The organism is Candidatus Poseidonia alphae, assembly GCF_943787815.1.
GTDB lineage: Archaea > Thermoplasmatota > Poseidoniia > Poseidoniales > Poseidoniaceae > Poseidonia > Poseidonia alphae.
Genome location: NZ_CALSNW010000001.1, coordinates 107389 through 125308, shown reverse-complemented (window position 1 = coordinate 125308; position 17920 = coordinate 107389). Strand labels below are relative to the sequence as shown.

The following is a 17920-nucleotide window of genomic DNA, read 5'->3' as shown; positions in this document are numbered from 1 at the left end:
TGCTCACCAGCGAAGATGAAGACGACCGTTGCTGAATTCGGCAGTTAGGTTTGATGAAGCTTCCTTTGGAAGTGGGATTTCCTTGACCAAAGGGGGCAGGTCTCCATCATTGACTTGAAGTTGAACAACGGTTTGGTCGTTGATGGTTTTGAACCGCAGGTGGAGGTTGTCGTATGTTGTTCCCAACAACGGGATGGTCAAGCCGTCGGGGTTCATTCTTCCATTGATGGATTCAACAATCCAAGAAAGAGCCCGTTCAGGTTCTACTTCTGCAAGTGATGTTTCTGGCAGCATACCGGCAGTGACCAGAACTTCTGTGTGCAGTTGGCGAACTTCTGAGAGGTGTGTTGACTCGGTTTCAAAATTGGCTTGGAGCATCGATGCATCGGGTGAAAAACCGTCCAAACTGGGTGCGTCAGAATGTTCGTTCTTCGTGCTTAGTGATTGCTCAATTGCGAGAGGTGACCATTCGTCCATGAGGTTTGGATACGACGAGCCCACATGAACCTTCGGACGACTCTTCCTTCACTCCAGCGTGGAGTCGGGTTGGATTTTGGAGAAAAACCTCCGAGCAAAATGTCCAGTTGATTCGGGCCCGCTCGATTCGTTCATTCTCAGGTCGTCAGGGAAACAAGAGGCGTAGGTTCGTTCTGTAACCCTCCGGTCCAACAACACGATGAGAGCCCTATCTCCAATCGAGCGAATAGGACGCCCCATCGCTTGCAAAATGGAATTGATCGCTGGTTGAGAAACGGTATACCTCCATGCAAGATTCCTTCCAAAGCGTTCTTCAGCGTGTGTTTTGAGCGCAGATGATAATACGGAAGGCGGTGAATTTGGAATGCCAATACACGCAACCGCATCCAGTGCACCGCTGTGATAGTCAACTCCCTCGGAAAGACGAGCATTGAATACGCCGGCGAGTAAAATACGCCGGCCAGCTTTCTTTTCTTCGAGGAGCGTTTCTACCACTTGATCTAAATCTTGTTTGGTCCAATTACGGTCCTCAACCATCATCCGAACACCAGAGAAATGAGCTTCTGCGACAGTGGAATTGAGGAGTGCATAGGATGGGGCAAAGACAGCAACGTTTCCTGGCGTCGTGTCAATGAGGGATTGAATGTGCTGGCGCATTAAATCGGTGTTTTGAGGGGTTCGTTCGGTATATTTCGTCGTTACATCCGAGGCCACCAGCACCGGCCGTCGCATAGCGGCAAAAGGAGATGCATAGGCTACAGCGGTGGTCTTGGCTGTCGGTAGCGCCAAGATATTGGCGTACATGGTGGGTGGATACAGCGTTCCAGACATCAGTACGGCACCGGCTGAGCCGGTGAGGACAGGTTTCGAGACCAATCCTGGGTCGAGCAGGTGGGTTGTGATTCGACCATCCTTTCCTTTTGTATCGTACACCATCGTCATTGCAGTTGTGGAGCCGAAGCGAATGAGACAATCTAAAATTTGGGCGACACGATGAGCGTTTGGCTCCATTGGATTTCCATCGTCTCCAGCGTCCATATCAACATCCACGGTTGAAAGAATGTCTCGCAATTGATGAATTCTGACGGCTGGGTCAATGCCATGCTTACGTTGTTGGACAGGTGGGGAATTCAAATTCTTTTGACCGACAATCCCGTCAACTTCATCACAGGCACGGTGGAACACTTGGAGGAGGGTTTCAACTTGAACTTCACACTCTTCCTTGTCACCGGTTAAGGATGAGCGAAGACGACTGAAAAAGTCTGCAAAACTCTTCCTTGAGGTTCGAATAACCTCGAAAGCCCAGTAGGCTAAATCATGGGTTGCTGCCAGCATTTCTCCCCCAGGCATGTTCATGGATTGTTGAAGCGTGCCGACATACTCTTCCAATTCAGCAAACGTGTTCCGGATCATGGTCTGCGTGAGTCGTTTCTCAAGCGTAAGCCGGATTCGGTCGGGTAGATTGTGTGCTTCATCAACAACAACAATGATGTCCTCAAGGGACAGGTCCATGGCTTTCAAACTTGAATCACGAACGCCTTCGTCAAAGAGGTGGTTGTAATCTCCAACGAAAACATCTGCTCCATTCACGGCTTCACGGGCCACTTTCCAAGGACATGCTTGGGTCACTTCACCGTTAACGGTATGGGTTCGGGTAAGGGATACGAGTTCATCAACGTGAAGAGGTGATTCTAGAATTCGTTCCTTGAGTCCAGGTGCGCTGGTAATCCAAGGCCTGCATGACCTTGATTTTCGGGCTTGACTGCACATGAGGGAAAACACAACGGACGATTCCTTGGCGAATTCTTGGACGCACATTCCTGCTTGTCCGACCATGTCTACAAGTCTTATTGGGGCCATGCCCACTCGTTGTTGGTTGATTTTACGAACCGTATCGACAACGATGCGATGCTGTGTTTGACGGGAGGTGAGGAAGAAGATCGTTTTCCTTTGGGGCTGCTGGCTTGCGACTTGAAGGGCTGCGGCTAGAGATGCAGCAGTCTTCCCGATTCCCGTCGGGGCTGCAGCGAGGTGGTAACCCCCTTGTTCGAGCGCCTTGATGGAATCTTGAATCATCTCAAGTTGACCAGGCCGAGGTTGTGTGTGGGCAAGGAACGGGAAATGCGGTGGTTGAATCACCTCATTCCCGTCGTTCATATCGCTCATGCGAAGACGACCCTCCTAAAGGATTGGGATTGAGCGGGATGGCTTACGCTGGTTCCAAATCGATGTGCCCAGATATGTGGGGGCTGGGCACGGGAACCACCAACTCAGCAAGCTGGAGTGGAATCGGAGTCCCCCTGGCCGTCATCCAAGGGGGGGGTTGTGGGGTTTTGGTTGGGGTAACCAGGGCCAAGGCGTGCATGACGGGCACGCTGACACAATGAGGCAAAGCCATGCAAGTTTGACCGAACTTGCTTGGCCGTTGGGGTGGCTCCACTTAGGTTGTATCCAGAGTTTTGCCAAATCATCCCATCCCCTCCGCTCTCTCACCATTATTCTTGGTATTCACTGCGTCGTATCGTTGCTGCTCTGGACGCCTCCAGAACTGCATCGAGTGTGTTATTGATCGGCGCCAAGGAAGCTGTAGCCTTGGCGATGTAGAGTTTGATTCCTTCTTGGGCGGCGAGTTCGGGAGTGACTCCAAGCAACTCGTAGAGTTTCCCAAGTTGTTGTTGGTCGTGGCGGCCCAACGGGATTCGAATGGTTTCCATATCCTGTAGGAGTGGGCGGTTGTGGAGGTATTCTTGGATGGCCATTCTTACGACATCCGAACGATTCCTGGAGCCCTTGAGCCCGACTTGAGCATCAAGCAATGCAAGATCCTCCTCAGTGATTCTGAGTGATACTGCACTGGTTGGTTGGCTCATCTTGGTTCCTCCGTTATCTGTAGACAGATGCGGTCATCATATAAATGTAACCATATAATTACGATTTGTCATAATTTGTAATACACTTGTATTCAGCACCTCATCGACGAGTTCATTAAAACACGACCGAAGTTTGAAAGAGAAGGGAGCGAAACCACGGTTCATGCCTCTCGTCCCAAGCCGTGGCCTCTACCTATACCTTGAAATTCTTAAAATCGCTTTTGAGGACGCCATCGTTACAGAAGATGAAGCCCAAATCCTTCATGTCCTCTCGCGATGCCTGGGGGTTGCGCCTGCAGATACTGCGGAATGCCGATCGGTCATCCTAGGGGAAGTTCCCTCGCCGTTTGAGGAGGATGACGCTTTCGGCGGACACCATATTGGTGACGTCACCACCTACCAATCAGCTCTCATCGCCGCTCTGGATGATGATGTTATTTCAGAAGACGAATGGGCGATGCTTGATCATTTGCGCCAGACGATTGGCGTTCAGGAAGATCAGCATGCACTCATTGAAGAAGCAATCCGTGCAATGGGTGAGATTGACGCTAAAGGGCGAAGGCGTATCGAACGGCTTGAACGGTTCATCACCGTTTGCCCCTATCGTTGAATCCAATTGGTCCTGTGTTCAGGCTTTGTTGAGGTAAACTAGGGACAACCATTAGAAAGGGCCTATGCTAGGGCGCCTCAACACTAATGTGTTAGAAGGAAGAAAGATGAGCCCTAGTGACGCCATTTATGCAAAAGTTGTAGCCCGTGACCCAGACCAACCAGAGTTTCACCAAGCGGTGAAAGAAGTTCTTGAATCCCTTGAGCCTGTACTGGAAGCCCATCCGGAATATGTGTCCGTTGTTGAGCGAGTTGTAGAGCCTGAACGTTTGATTCACTTCCGAGTTCCTTGGGTCGACGATGCTGGAGAAACCCAAGTGAACCGTGGGTTTCGAATCCAATTCAACGGTGCAATTGGACCCTACAAGGGCGGGCTGCGTTTCCATCCAAGTGTTAATGCATCAATCTTGAAGTTCCTTGCATTTGAGCAAATTTTCAAGAACTCCCTTACCGGACTCCCAATGGGTGGCGGAAAAGGTGGCGCAGATTTCAACCCAAAGGGGAAGTCCGATGGTGAAGTCATGCGGTTCTGTCAGTCCTTCATGATGGAACTTTGGCGCCACATCGGCCAAGATTGCGATGTCCCCGCTGGAGACATTGGTGTTGGTGGGCGAGAAATCGGTTACATGTTCGGTATGTACAAGCGCTTGCAGAACGAATTCCAAGGTGGCGTCTTGACTGGAAAAGGGCTTTCCTACGGTGGTTCACTGGTCCGTCCCGAAGCCACCGGATACGGCCTGGTATACTTTGCTCGTGAGATGCTCGCTACCAAAGGCAAGTCCTTTGAGGGTGCATCTGTATCCATTTCGGGGTCGGGCAACGTCGCTCAATTTGCATGCGAAAAAGTCCTCGACCTTGGTGGAAAGCCGGTCACCATGTCCGACTCCTCTGGATTCATTCATGATGCTGATGGAATCGACCGAGAAAAGTTGGCTTGGATCATGGACTTGAAGAACAACCGGCGTGGGCGTATCTCTGAATACCCCAAGCAGTTCCCTTCAGCAACCTTCACAGCGAGCGAGCCTGAACCCTCCCTTAACGGACTTTGGGGCGTAAATGTGGATGTGGCTCTACCCTGTGCTACTCAAAATGAAATCAATGGTGAAGAAGCAAAGATGCTTGTCGCAAACAGCGTTATCGCTGTTGGTGAGGGTGCAAACATGCCCTGCACACCAGAAGCAGTAGAAGTGTTCCATGAATCTGGAATTCTTTTCGCACCTGGAAAAGCAAGCAATGCCGGTGGTGTTGCTACCTCTGGACTCGAAATGTCACAGAACTCACTCCGCCTTGGTTGGAGTCGTGAAGAAGTTGATGAGCGTCTTGAGAACATCATGATCAACATCCACAAGAACGCCTTCGAAACGGCCAAGGAATACGGACGGGAAGGCGATTATGTATTCGGTGCGAACGTTGCTGGTTTCCTCAAGGTTGCCGAAGCAATGATGGCTCAAGGAATTGTTTGATTCTTTACTTCATTCGTGACTGGACCTGGGTTCTTTGTTGAACACATGCGGCCAGCGTTGCTTGAGTGCTCGAAAGAGAAGCCGAGAAAACACCATTGAGAAACCGAGGAAGACGATGGAAGTCCACCACGGTGCTTCTTCACTGGTCACCAGAAAGTAGGTGACAACCAAGATTCCCATTCCATAGACTGCTCGGAAAGCCGCAAAAATAAGGAAGCCTCTCACGAGGGGATGGTCCGTTGCTTGAGCCATCCAAGAAGTTGAATCAGATGCTTCACTCATGTCATGCACCAGTTGACCTTTCCGACTCATCCTCGGAACTCTTGGAAGTATTGCTGTGTGTAGGAAAGCGCTTCAGCATGGGGGTAGCCTTGGGCGAGCAGACCGTTGTAGTAATCACGAGCAGGGTCGGGCATTGCCATCGGTTGAGGCGCAACTTGTGCAACAGGTTGTGCTTGGAAGTTTGGCATAGCAACTTGTGCAGCGGGCTGTGCTTGGAAGTTTGGCATAGCAATTTGGCCAGCAGTAGCATCCGCCCAAGCCTTTGTTTCATCTTCGCCTTTTCTACGAACAACGACCAGTACGGCAATTCCTGCGAGAATGAGTATACCTACTCCTCCGGCAAGGTATGTCGTCAATGAGCTTGCGCTTTGAGCCTCATCATCTGCTTCCTTGATCCATCGTGTAGGGTCTTTTGGATATGCATCGGCTCCTTCAGCGAGACCCCAATCGTCAGTTGGATCGGAGTAATTATCGCCGTCTTGGTCAAGACACCCGATGCGGTCAGCACTTGAGTTTCCGTACACCATTGGACAAGCATCTGCTCCATTGGTGATGGTCCATGAGGCATCAGGGTCAGAAAGTCCATCACCGTCACTGTCCGTACAGCCAAAACGGTCAACCGTTGAAGAGTCACGAAGTTGAGGACAAGCGTCGGGTTGGAAGCCAAGAGGGTTGTCACCGTATCCGTCGATGTCACTGTCTGCCCATTGAGTGGGTTCGTCAAAGAATGCATCTGCACCATCGGATACGAAGTAATTGGACGCTGGGTCGGGGTCGGAGACTCCATCTTCATCGTAATCTCCGCATCCAAACCGGTCGGTGTAAGAACCACCTGGTCGTTGAATGCAAGCGTCCGGTGTTGTTCCTGATTGGTTGTCACCGTATCCATCTCCATCTTCATCGCTCCATTGTGTATTGTCAACAGGGAATGCATCTTGGAGGTTGTACCATCCGTCACCATCTGCATCTGGGCATCCTGCAGTGTCATCCTTCCAAGAAGTACCTTCTCGTGTAGGGCATGCATCTTGATTGTAGGCATTGGCGACGTAGGTTCCGGGCCAATTTGGATTTCGGTCATCCCAACTTTGGTTGGCATAATTGTCTCCAAAACCGTCAGCATCGAAATCCGACCATTGTGTACTGTCATCGATAAACGCGTCTGCTCCATCCTCTACATTCCACAATGCATCGGGGTTGGAATATCCATCCCCATCGGAATCAATACAACCCATACGGTCCAATGTTGAAGTTCCTGCTGAATTAGGGCATGCATCAGGGTTTAGTCCATCGGGTGAATCCCCATAGCTGTCCATGTCGCTGTCAGCCCACTGTGTTGGTTCATTGACAAATGCATCGTCACTGTTCGCCCAACCATCTCCATCGGTATCTGGGCAGGCTATCTTTCCATTCTCAGTTGAGTTTCCGTATTCGGTGGGACAATCGTCTCGGGAATCAGCCCACTCATCGCCATCAGTGTCAAGACATCCAACTTCCCCAAGTGTAGAGGTTCCTGGAATACTGGAACAATCATCGCTTCCATCGCTGAATCCATCCCCATCATCGTCGTTGTCCTCGTCGACATCTCTGCATCCGTCGCCATCAATGTCCGTCGTGGAATCAGAAATCCAAGTCGGACGAGGTGGGCTGTATGATGTTCGGGGGCATGCATCAACATCATCGTTGACACCGTCGTTGTCAATATCGTCATCCTCAACATTGTCTCTACATCCATCACGATCCCAATCCGTTGAGTTGGCAGGGTCATTGAAATCTTGCGTTGATGTCCAGTTGTATTGGCCTCCACGAGCACAGATGTCAGGTGAATTGTCGGTGAGTCCGTCGTTATCATCATCGGGGTCACATTCATCCCCCTTCTCGTCGAAGTCAGTGTTGCCTTGGCCAGGATTCGAGACCGTCGGGCAATTGTCTTCGAAATCAGGAACTCCATCGCTGTCAGAATCTTGTTTCATCGATGAATCAAAGGCCCAAACATAGACGTCCCAGCCACCGGTGCTCGTAACGGTCGATGTCCCTTTTGTGATGCTTGGCGATGTGCCTTGACCAGCAAAGGCGCCAACAACAGCGACGATATCCGTCCCGTTGATTGCAATACCCCTTCCTGTTTCGAAATCAGGACTATCGGTAACATCCAGCCACGACCATGACCCCGTTTTCGAGACACCACCGACGACCCCATCGTAATTGGCATCCGGCGTAACAGCCTTATTTCCAGCCGTAAAGGTGCCTTGGAGGTAGCCTGTGAAAATAAGTTCGTCTTTCGATGTCATCTCCATTCCTTCGAGAACGTCATTGTCGCTTGTTCCACCAATCACTGCCCAATTGCTGTTGGAAATTCCGCTCCCTTTCTTAATGAAAAAGACATCCGTTCCACCTTTGTTTGCTGTAATGGACCAACCGCTTTGGGCAAGAGTTCCTTCAAAGGTTCCGCCAAGGTACAAAGCGCCTGTCGAGTCAACATCCAGATGTTGAACGGATACGACCTGGGATGGAATGCCATAGCCTGTAATTCCGGCGATAGAACCTGTACTGGTCATTTGGACGATGAAGGAGTCTTGTGTGCCCGCTACTGAATAACTCGTCATACCGAAAAGCACATCGTTTTGGGTCAGACAAGAAATATGATGGTCACCGTTGAGGTCAGTTGTGACGTCCGTAACGATCTGTTGTCCGATGCCCCCTCCATTTGTGACCCATTTTAGCGCCCCGTTCGCACCGTCAAGTTTGGCGATAAACACCTCATCGTTTGAGACGTTAATGGCCGTTCCACCGAAATCGGTTTCACCAGAGAAATATCCAGCCACGACGATATCACCCGCATTATCTACGGATATTGCTTGAGGAATGCTGGCATCAGTGGTGGTATTTGGGAGCGTTTGGAACGCGGTAGCCCACATCCAATTTCCCGTTTGGTCCGCAACTGCAACGAAACCGTCCAATACCTGAGTGGTCAAGATGGTCTGGCCGAAATTCACTTGCCCAAACATGTAACCGGATATTACCGCCATGCCATTGACCGTTGAAATGTCAGTGAGGAATGAAACGCCCCCCATGCTGTGGTCGGCCCCAGTCAGGAAGGTCCAAGACCCGGTAGAATCGATGCCTGCGATGTAAAATTCGTTTCCATTTGAAAAGGGAGATGTTGGTTGAAGTTGATGGATACCAAAGGTCAATGAGCGATTAAAGTCACCACCAACGAAGTACCCATCAAGGCCAGTGGTAATCATGGTGTCAAATTCGTCACCATTAGCCGAGCCTCCAGACGAGAGAAAGACCTCAGGGGATGAAGCACGACCAGAGGCTTCGTCAATGCTTTGAAGCGAAGTCAATTCGGTCGGTACTGTTTCTTGATGGGTGGTAAGTGGGCTGAGTAAACTCAGAACAAACAATGTGACCAAGAACAAGGGTAGGTGATGGCTACGAGCACGCTGCATACTTTACGGGCAGGGCTCAAAGGCCATCAAGCCTTTGATTCCTTGACGGTACAACTTCACTCCATGTTGGAGTCAAGAGCAAGCAAATCACTGTCACCAGCGTCGAGGACGGTGATGGTGGACACTGAGAATGGCTTACCACAGGCGATTCCGAGTTCTCGGTTCACCATTGCTGCACGGTACATGGTCACTTCAGGGTGATTTGCACGCAAAGCGTCAGTATATTCTTCTGGGCAGTTGGCAGCAACAAGCACCAATTTCGCCTCTCCTTTAGCGCAAGCGTCGTTTGCTTGGCGTTGTCCAAACAACAGGTTTCCTGTTGCGATTGCATTTTTCAATTGTCGGCTTAGATCCATTTTTATTCCTCCATTCTCCACATGTGTTTCTCATGGTTGGGAAAGTTACTCCTCAGGGATGTAGTACAATGCTACACTTCCAGTACCCAGTGAAATCGGTTGCCCGACGATGATGTTTTCTGCAACACCGGTGAGGTAATCTTTCTCTCCGATGATACCAGCCTTCAACAGGTGGTTCACAGTGACTTCGAAAGCAGCACGAGCAAGGATACTGTGCTTTGTTCCCGATACACCGTGACGACCGATTGCACGGACTTCACCTTCAGAGGTCATTACGTCAGCGACCATCAACAAGTGACGGACGTCAACTTCCAATCGAGCACCGTCTAGGGTCAGTTGAAGTTCGTCAACAATGGCTTGTCGAGCAGCTTCAATGCCTAGGTATTCGTAGATTTCAATGATGTTGTTGGTGTAGGTACGGGAACGGTCAATGTTTTCCAATTCGCTCACACGGGTGAGGTTGCTTCCAATCGTTGAGAGGTAGTACTCGCCAGTCTTGTCATCCAGTTGGACGTTTGCTCGCTCGATACCAGGGATTCCTTTGAGTCGCATGTCTCGGATTTTCTCCTCAAGTTGCAACAGCATGGTGTACGATGGTGGGTTCTCTCCGAGGTCCGCGAGGTCATCTTCGCTATGGACACCAGGAATCAATGTCAGAGTTGAAGGATTCTTTGGCTTATCTGTTTGAACAAAGAGCCGTGTAGCTCGCTCAAGTTTGTCCTTCACTTCAAGAGGAGTCATTCCCTTTTGCTTGAGGTTACCCTTGTTGAGTTTGAGAACCAGTCGTCGTTGAGCGACGTCTGTTTCCAACGATGCAATGTTCACGGTTGTTGTTACTTCAATGGCGGCAGCGAGTTTCTTTGCTGCACCTTCGTTTTGCTCTTGTTCAGCAGTCATTCGAATGGTCATTGTAGGTGTTTGTGGTACCTTACGGGCGTCTACGATCTCAATGATACGTGGCAGACCTTGGGTTACGTTAACCGTTGCAACACCAGCATAGTGGAACGTACGCATGGTCATCTGAGTTCCAGGTTCTCCAATCGATTGTGCGGTAATGATTCCGGCTGCTTCGTAAGGGTCGATACTCGCCCGATCCAATGCAACGATGGATTCATCAATAACTTTCTTTGCTTGAGCCTTGGTCAATTTCTTCTTTCCACGGCTGTGACATGCGACGGTCAGATCGTTAAAGATACGGTTCGTGAAGCGGCTTGATCCTGATGCTTCAGCTGCCGCCATAAGTGACTTGAACACAGGGTCATCAGCCAACTCGTCTTCAATGGCCTTCATCTTACGATCAATATCGTAGGGTTCAATGGCCACTACGGTCTTGGTGCGAGCTCGGCGTGTTGTTTTTCGTAGACGAACGCTTGTGACCGGCCCAGTTGCCTCACTGCTTGCATCACGACCCTTTTGGGTAGCGGCTACAATGGTTGCGTGAATCGTTCCTGCGGTGTCTGAATCGGTTTCACAAAACTTAGCGACGTCGTTTTGGGTCATGACTTTGACATCGTCCCACTTTCGGTCGTCTGCAAGCATGTGTGCGAAGTTTTCTGCAATACCCAAATCCATGAGCTTCTTCTTGGTTGCACTCTTTACGACCATCAGTTCTCACCTCCATCGTTCTCTTCAGCGTCATCTTCCCATGCCCCGAGATCTTCTTCAACGATATCTCGTTCGTAGGAGTCACGATCAATTTCGAGTCCACCGGATGTTCCAAGAGCAGCATCAACGATGACGTCGATGTTGAATGGAGACCCGTGCACGCCACGGGACGGGTCAATTCCGTCTTCTCCGTAGCTGAATTGGATGATACGATTTGCAGTGTTTCGAACAGAGAGCATTTCGTCATCATAGACCTTCAAATCGTCCATTGCGTTGATGAGTCGGCGTTGCATGTATCCGGACTTTGCAGTACGGACAGCGGTATCGACCAGAGACTCACGACCGGACACAGAGAGCATAAAGAACTCCGTAGGCTTCAATCCACGCTTGAATGAGGATGCGATGAAACCACGATCTGGTGCTCCACGGCCACCACGCTTGAAGTGAGGTAGGACACGGTCATCGTATCCACGTTCCAAGCGCTTTCCACGAACTTTTGCTTGTCCGATTGATGCAGCCATCATGGTCAAGTTGTCCATGGAACCACGAGCACCGGAAATAGCCATGTTAACAGCAGCGTTGGTAGAACCGGACTTGTTCAACTCGTCCCTTGCGTATTCACCAGCTTCTTCCTTACCCTTGTCGAGCATTTGCATGATGTTTTCTTCCATGGTTTCTCGGGGTGTTCGCCCTGGACGGGCTTCGTAGTTCTTGCCGTTTGCTCCGAACTTGTCCAGTTCTGCGTCGACTTCATCGCTGGCTTTTGCGTTTGCAGCATCAATTGCAGCAACAGCTTCGTCAGAGAGGTCTTCGTCATCGATACCGGTTGTAAATCCTAGGGACGTACAAGCAGCGATGGACATTTGTGTGAATTCGTCAAGGAAACGAGCACCGAGTTCAGGACCGTTGGTTTGTACGATGGCGTCCAAAAGACGACCGTCTTCAGCCCCAATGGCTCGCTTGTCCATGGTTCCTTCAACATGACCGTCTTTGACGATAACCCAGTCGTTAGAACGACTGCGGAACCGAAGGTGGATGTTATCGGGGATGATCAGCGAAATCAAGTCTTGCCCACGGAAGCAGTCTGCACCGTTAGCGTCCTGGACAATTTCAGGAAGCTTTCCAGTGTATCCAATGTTTCCAAGCATTTCCAATCCGTTGGATTGCTTGATGAGCGTTCCTGGTCGGGACAGGAGGTAGGCTCCGGAAATGTGGTCGTGTATACCACCAATCACAGCACCGCCGTAGCGAGGCGTGAGGATGTGTTCTTGAACACGCATCAAAATCTTAGCCTCAGCACGTGCTTCTTCAGATTGAATCACGTGGAGGTTCATTTCGTCACCGTCAAAGTCAGCGTTGTATGGAGTACAAACTGCGAGGTTAAATCGGAAGGTATGACCCTTCATGACACGAACTTCGTGAACCATCATTGACATACGGTGGAGCGAAGGTTGTCGGTTAAAGATAGCAACATCGCCATCGATAAGGTGGCGTTCAACTTGGAGACCAGGCTTCGGGTTACCGTAGCGGTCAACCGTTGCGAGACGGTCTTCAACTTGGGTACGCTCGCCGTAGAACTCGTCAACAGGGCTGAGGCAGTGAGGGCAGGTTACTTCCAGGTGGGCAGGGAAGGGCTCTGGGTCTGCTTTGTCAGCTTGTGCAAGCTCGTGCATCCAACGGTAGTGGAGGATTGCCCGAGGGTCATCTTCAGGAAGTGGTTTACCACTTTCGTCGATGCCTTGCAAGTTCAATAGTGTTGCAGCATCGTTAACAGCGTAAGTGACTTCTTCGATGCTTTGATCCATTCCGCTGAGTGAAATCTGCTTCTGAATAACCATTCCTGGGAGGAAGTTCGGGGCAGGCATGACTTGATGGAGGTCAGCTCGCTGCGTGGTGTCTTCATTGCATTCAGGGTTGTGGCATCGGAAACCAGCGTTAAGAAGTCGGCTTCGTGCGTTGATCTTGACACGTCGGTTGTCGCCACGGATGATGTAGTTCACGCCAGGGTGAACATCAGGTCCACGAAGGATCATTTGCCGCATTTGTTCTCGGTTACGAGCAGTAGCTCGGATTGGGACGGTGAGTTCCTTTGCAATCTTTGTTGGAACTCCGACTTCATTCACGCTGAGGTATGGGTCAGGCGAAATAACCGAACGTGCACAGAAGTTAACACGCTTACCGGAAAGATTGCTTCGGAAACGTCCTTCCTTACCCTTGAGTCGTTGTGTCAAGGTCTTGAGTGTACGACCTGAACGGTGGCGGGCTGGTGGGATTCCTGATGTTTGATTGTCAAAGTAGGTCGTGATGTGGTACTGTAGAAGTTCCCACAAGTCCTCAACAATCAATTGAGGCGCACCGGAGTCACGGTTTTCACGCAGGCGTTGATTGATACGAAGAACGTCAACCAGTTTGTGTGTGAGGTCGTCTTCGGAGCGGTCTCCACTGTCCAATGTAATGGACGGTCGAACGGTGATGGGTGGTACAGGGAGGACCTTGAGAACAATCCACTCAGGTCGGTTCTGCTTGTCCATTCCGATGAAGATGAGGTGGTCAGCAGGGATGCTGCTCAACCATTCACGAACATCACGAGCGTTGAGCTTTCGTTCTGTGCTTTCGCTCTTCTCCTTGAAGGTTGTAGGCTTGTCAAGAACAATCTTTCCTTGGGCTGCGCCACAGTGCATGCACACCTTGCGCTTGGTACCAGAGGTGACCTTCTCAACTTCTTTGATCATCTTCGAGAATTCAGTTGATCCAACACCGTGCTTCGTCATGACGTCACGGATACGGTTTCGGTAGTAATCCTGTTCGGAGTGCTCTGGGTTGGACGGGCTGGTACCTTCTTCTGTGTGAAGAAGGATCTTGCTGCAGGTGTTGCAGGTTGCTTTGAGGGCCGTCTTGATGAGGTTAACGAAACCGATGTGAATCACAGGCAGTTCAAGCTGGATGTGTCCAAAGTGACCGGGGGATTCGTCGTACTTGCAACCGTCGGTTGGGCAGATGAGTCCAGGTTCGATAACACCCATGTGAGGGTCCATTAGTCCTTGCTTGTATGCGTGGCCGTCATCCTTGTAGGTGTCAGCAGTTTTCACCTCGACTGCAGACATTTTCTTGATTTCAATAGGGTCCATCAGTCCAAATCGGATTTGTGCAATCCGCTTGGGAATCATTGTCGTTTTTCGGCTCATCTTCGGTCCTCCAGTTCAAGGCGCATGGCCACTCCTAAACTCTTCATTTCGTCTAGAAGTAGCTTGAATGCATATGAAGTCTGTACCTTGTAGACTTCTGCTCCATCTCCATGGATGGGGCTCACGTAAGTTCCACGCTTCGGGTCGTACCAGGCAATGTGCCCGGATTGAGCGCAGACATACATGTCAATACCGTCGGATTCGTCCAGCAAACGGTCTTTGATGACCATCGATGCTCCGTGTGCAATCAAACAGTCACGTTCCATCTCACCAAATCGCAGACCACCTTGTCGGGCCCGTCCTTCGGTTGGTTGGCGAGTCAAGATTTGAACACGTCCACGGGATCGGGCGTGAATCTTAGACGATACCAAGTGGTGCAATCGTTGGTAGAAAATACATCCAACGAAGATGTCGGCAGGGTATGATTCACCAGTTTCACCGTTAATCATGGTTTCACGACCAGTGTGGTCAAGTCCATTACGGACCAAACCGTCACGAAGGCTGGATTCCTTTTCACCACGGAATGCAGTACCGTCAACACGGCGGCCTTCCATAGCTCCAACCTTACCACCGATCATTTCCAGAACGTGGGCCACGGTCATTCTTGAAGGAATGGCGTGAGGGTTGATGATGAGGTCGGGCACGACGCCATCAGGGGTGAATGGCATGTCTTCAGGTTCAACCAAGCGTCCAATGACACCCTTTTGTCCGTGACGAGAAGCGAATTTGTCGCCTACTTCAGGGATCTTGTGGCTTCGAACCATGACTCGGACCAAGCGGCCTGAGTCAAGGGATTCGGTGACGTACACGTTGTCGACCCATCCTTTTTCGCCGTGGCGAACGAGCATTGAAGATTCACGGCGTTCTTGGGCCATCAAGAAGGCTCCACCGGATGTTTCTTCGAGGAAACGAGGAGGGCTGGTTTTTCCAACCAATACGTTTCCGCCGATGAGTTCGGTTTCAGGAACAGGTAGTCCGTCGTTTTCCAAGTGCATGTAGGCTTCTGGCGTCTTGAGTCCCTTGATTTCCTGCTTCGAGGACCCGGGCTTTTCGATTTCTTCGACTTGTCCACCAGGGAATCTGCGACGTTCTGCATTGTAGGTGCGGTTGAAGGTTGAACGACCAAGGGCTCGGTCAATTGAACCCTTGTTCATGATGACTGCGTCTTGCATGTTGTATCCGTGCAGGGACATGATGGCGACAATGAAGTTCTGTCCGCCAGGGCGGTCATCAAAGTTCGTAGTTGACATTGCTCGAGTTTTGGTAATTGAGCGCTGAGGGTAGTGCAAGATGTGAGCGCGTGTGTCCGGTCGCATTCGGTAGTTAGCGCTCGGTAGTCCAAGCGATTGCTTGACCATTGCTGTTCCACCAGTAACACGAGGTGTTGAGTTGTGTTCTGGGTATGGGATGAGCGATGCACATACCCCAAGGACCAGTTGTGGGTCAATCTCACAGTGTGTGTGTTCTTCGGTGTACAGGAGCGGGATTTCAAACTCGGTCGTGTTCCAGTCGCCGTTGGGCATGCGGACGTTGGCTCGTAGGTGAGCGGTTCGTGCACCTGGTTCTCCAAGGTTCATCCATTCAATGTCTTCGTTCTTGACGGTACGACCGGCAAGGCCAGCAGAGTCGCCTTCAGGGACGGTTTCTGGTAGAACGAACGGGCGTGGAGCGATGTAGAGGTCTTCTTCTTCCTCTGCATCAATCCACTCAACGATTCCTTCGATGACCAAGGAGCGGAAATTCATTTCGCCGCTGGTCAACTTTGATAGGTGCTCAAGCGTTAAGCGAGGGGCACCGTCGTAAAGGATGAGAACAGGTCGCAAAATACGTCCTTTGTCCGTGTTGATGAAGATGTCTTTGTTCTCCTTGTCGTGGCGAATGGAGACCTCAGATGGGATCACACCACGACGTCGAGCAGACTTGAAGTGCATGACCAATTTCTGTCCTTTCTTATGGATTCCATAAATGTCACCGTTCACGTGGATGCGGTCACCATCGGTCCAGTCGTCAGGCTGGTAAACTTCCAACTCGTCAAGTCGTTCTCGGATTTCGACTTCATCGATGTTTTCTGAAATGTCAATCATTTGTGCAGCGTTCTTTACCAGTCCACAGTTTTGACCTTCAGGAGTCTCGTTAGGGCACAGACGTCCCCATTGCGTGGGGTGGAGGTCACGTGCTTCAAAGTGAGGCTGGCTTCGAACGAGCGGTGATGTGACACGGCGCATGTGGGATAGGGCCGCAAGATAGGTGGTTCGGTCAAGGAGTTGGCTTACACCAGAGCGTCCGCCGACCCAGTTACCTGTTGCCAGTGCGTGCATGATTTTTGAGGTCAAGACGTCAGGGCGAAGGCAGGAAGTAATCTTGAGTTCACGCTTTCGGTTGTGGTGTCGCTCAAGTTGGTACTTGAGGTCACGGGAGAGTTGGCCTGCGGAGACACGGAAGAGGTCTTCAATGAGGTCTCCTGCAAGACGAACACGCTTGTTGGCGTAGTGGTCCTTGTCGTTGGGGTCTCGTCCTTCAATGGCCATTTCCAAAACTTGGCGGACAATTCGACCCAAGTAGATGGCCTTCTTGTCACGGTCTTCTTCGTTGTCTCCCAAGTGAGGAAGAAGTTCACGGTCAAGAAGTTGGTTAACCCGAGCTTCTCGGTACTCTTTTTGTTGTCCAGCAGCGAATTTCTTCTGAAGCCATTCGTGGCTTTCGTCTTTGGTTTCAACTCCGTATTCTTCGTTGTCCTTGACTTCGTTGATGTTGGCAACGATAAACTTGAATGAATCGGTGTTTCCAGCGATTGCTTGGAATATTTGTTGGTCGTTTTCAACGCCGAGCGCTCGCATGAGGAGGACGACAGGGATTGCAGTGGTTCCAGCCGTGCTGATCTTAACCATGAGCATTCCATCACGTCGCTTTTCGACGGTGAGTGGTTTGCGCATACCGTCTTTCTGAGAGAAGATTTTTGCGACTTCAGTTTGCTTAGCATATCGCTTGTTGATTTCAACGGTAACACGGTTTGGTGCAAGGTCTTCCATTGAGATGAGGACTCGCTCAGTTCCGTTGATGATGAAGTAGCCACCAGGGTCAAGAGGGTCTTCGCCCTTCTTGCGTAGGAGGTCATGCCAGTTTGCCTTGTCTTCGTCAGAGGTTGTGGGTGCGAGGACACGGTCTCCAGCGATGTGCTTGGGGTGGAGGTTGCATCGTTCTGAGCGAACCATGATCGGCATGGATCCCACTTGAACGCCCTTCTCGGTAGGGGATGGTACGCCGTTTCGCTTGATGGTGAAATCCATTGAAACAGGAGACATGTAGGTGAGCTTTCGCAGTCGGCATTGCATTGGCGTGGAGTCGTTGAGGGCTCCGTTGGCTTCTTTGACCATTGGCTTGCCGAGCTTCACGTTCTTGATTCGGATGACAATGTCTTGGTCGGCTACGTCCAATTTGATGTATCCGCCTTCATCGTCGTTGAAATCCTCGTCGGTTCCAACACGGATGTTGCGAATGATCTTCTCCATGCGGGAGAGTGAGTTCTCCGTAGCTGGGATACAGTCGTCGTATGATGCGAGTTGGTGGTTGACCAAACTTCGTTCTCTGAAAAATGATTGAATGATTTCCTGCATGTTATCC

12 protein-coding genes are annotated in these 17920 nt (G+C 50.7%); 2 read left to right on the top strand and 10 right to left on the bottom strand.

Going from position 1 to position 17920, the window contains the following annotated elements:
• Positions 1-3 precede the first annotated feature (3 nt).
• The 4 genes from AAA857_RS00625 to AAA857_RS00610 all read right to left on the bottom strand — a co-directional run bounded on the left by AAA857_RS00625 (position 4) and on the right by AAA857_RS00610 (position 3347).
• Complete coding sequence (locus tag AAA857_RS00625; RefSeq protein ID WP_338172035.1) at positions 4-477, bottom strand: hypothetical protein; 474 nt, start codon at positions 475-477, stop codon at positions 4-6.
• A 48-nt stretch (positions 478-525) separates the two neighbouring features.
• Positions 526-2643 carry an ATP-dependent DNA helicase gene (locus tag AAA857_RS00620; protein WP_338172033.1) on the bottom strand — a complete coding sequence of 706 codons (2118 nt, stop codon included), beginning with the start codon at positions 2641-2643 and terminating at the stop codon, positions 526-528.
• Positions 2644-2747: 104 nt separating this feature from the next.
• Positions 2748-2948, bottom strand: a complete 201-nt coding sequence (locus AAA857_RS00615) for a hypothetical protein (RefSeq protein ID WP_338172031.1) — start codon at positions 2946-2948, stop codon at positions 2748-2750.
• A 24-nt stretch (positions 2949-2972) separates the two neighbouring features.
• On the bottom strand, positions 2973-3347 hold the full coding sequence (locus AAA857_RS00610; protein WP_338172029.1) for a ribbon-helix-helix domain-containing protein: 375 nt from the start codon (positions 3345-3347) through the stop codon (positions 2973-2975).
• Positions 3348-3510: 163 nt separating this feature from the next.
• On the opposite strand from AAA857_RS00610, the gene AAA857_RS00605 reads away from it, so the two are divergent.
• Both AAA857_RS00605 and gdhA read left to right on the top strand, forming a co-directional pair.
• The gene (locus tag AAA857_RS00605) at positions 3511-3957 is read left to right on the top strand and encodes a hypothetical protein (protein WP_338172025.1); all 447 of its coding nucleotides are present in this window, start codon (positions 3511-3513) and stop codon (positions 3955-3957) included.
• Positions 3958-4063: 106 nt separating this feature from the next.
• Positions 4064-5419 carry an NADP-specific glutamate dehydrogenase gene (gene gdhA, locus AAA857_RS00600; protein ID WP_338172023.1) on the top strand — a complete coding sequence of 452 codons (1356 nt, stop codon included), beginning with the start codon at positions 4064-4066 and terminating at the stop codon, positions 5417-5419.
• Between the two features lie 9 nt (positions 5420-5428).
• Here gdhA and AAA857_RS00595 read toward each other — a convergent pair whose 3' ends face one another.
• From AAA857_RS00595 to AAA857_RS00570, 6 genes are read right to left on the bottom strand one after another with little or no spacing between them, the layout of a single operon-like run.
• Positions 5429-5701, bottom strand: a complete 273-nt coding sequence (locus AAA857_RS00595; RefSeq protein WP_338172021.1) for a hypothetical protein — start codon at positions 5699-5701, stop codon at positions 5429-5431.
• 26 nt (positions 5702-5727) lie between these two features.
• Positions 5728-9153 carry a hypothetical protein gene (locus tag AAA857_RS00590; RefSeq protein WP_338172019.1) on the bottom strand — a complete coding sequence of 1142 codons (3426 nt, stop codon included), beginning with the start codon at positions 9151-9153 and terminating at the stop codon, positions 5728-5730.
• A gap of 56 nt (positions 9154-9209) precedes the next feature.
• Complete coding sequence (locus AAA857_RS00585) at positions 9210-9509, bottom strand: 50S ribosomal protein L30e (protein ID WP_338172017.1); 300 nt, start codon at positions 9507-9509, stop codon at positions 9210-9212.
• A 45-nt stretch (positions 9510-9554) separates the two neighbouring features.
• A complete protein-coding gene (gene rpoA2 / locus AAA857_RS00580) occupies positions 9555-11114 on the bottom strand; it encodes a DNA-directed RNA polymerase subunit A'' (RefSeq protein ID WP_338172015.1) in 1560 nt (519 codons plus the stop codon).
• Positions 11114-14299 carry a hypothetical protein gene (locus tag AAA857_RS00575; RefSeq protein ID WP_338172013.1) on the bottom strand — a complete coding sequence of 1062 codons (3186 nt, stop codon included), beginning with the start codon at positions 14297-14299 and terminating at the stop codon, positions 11114-11116. The genes rpoA2 and AAA857_RS00575 overlap by 1 nt, the downstream gene beginning before the upstream one ends.
• Complete coding sequence (locus AAA857_RS00570) at positions 14296-17913, bottom strand: DNA-directed RNA polymerase subunit B (protein WP_338172011.1); 3618 nt, start codon at positions 17911-17913, stop codon at positions 14296-14298. Before AAA857_RS00570 ends, AAA857_RS00575 begins: the two co-directional genes overlap by 4 nt.
• Between the last annotated feature and the right edge of the window lie 7 nt (positions 17914-17920).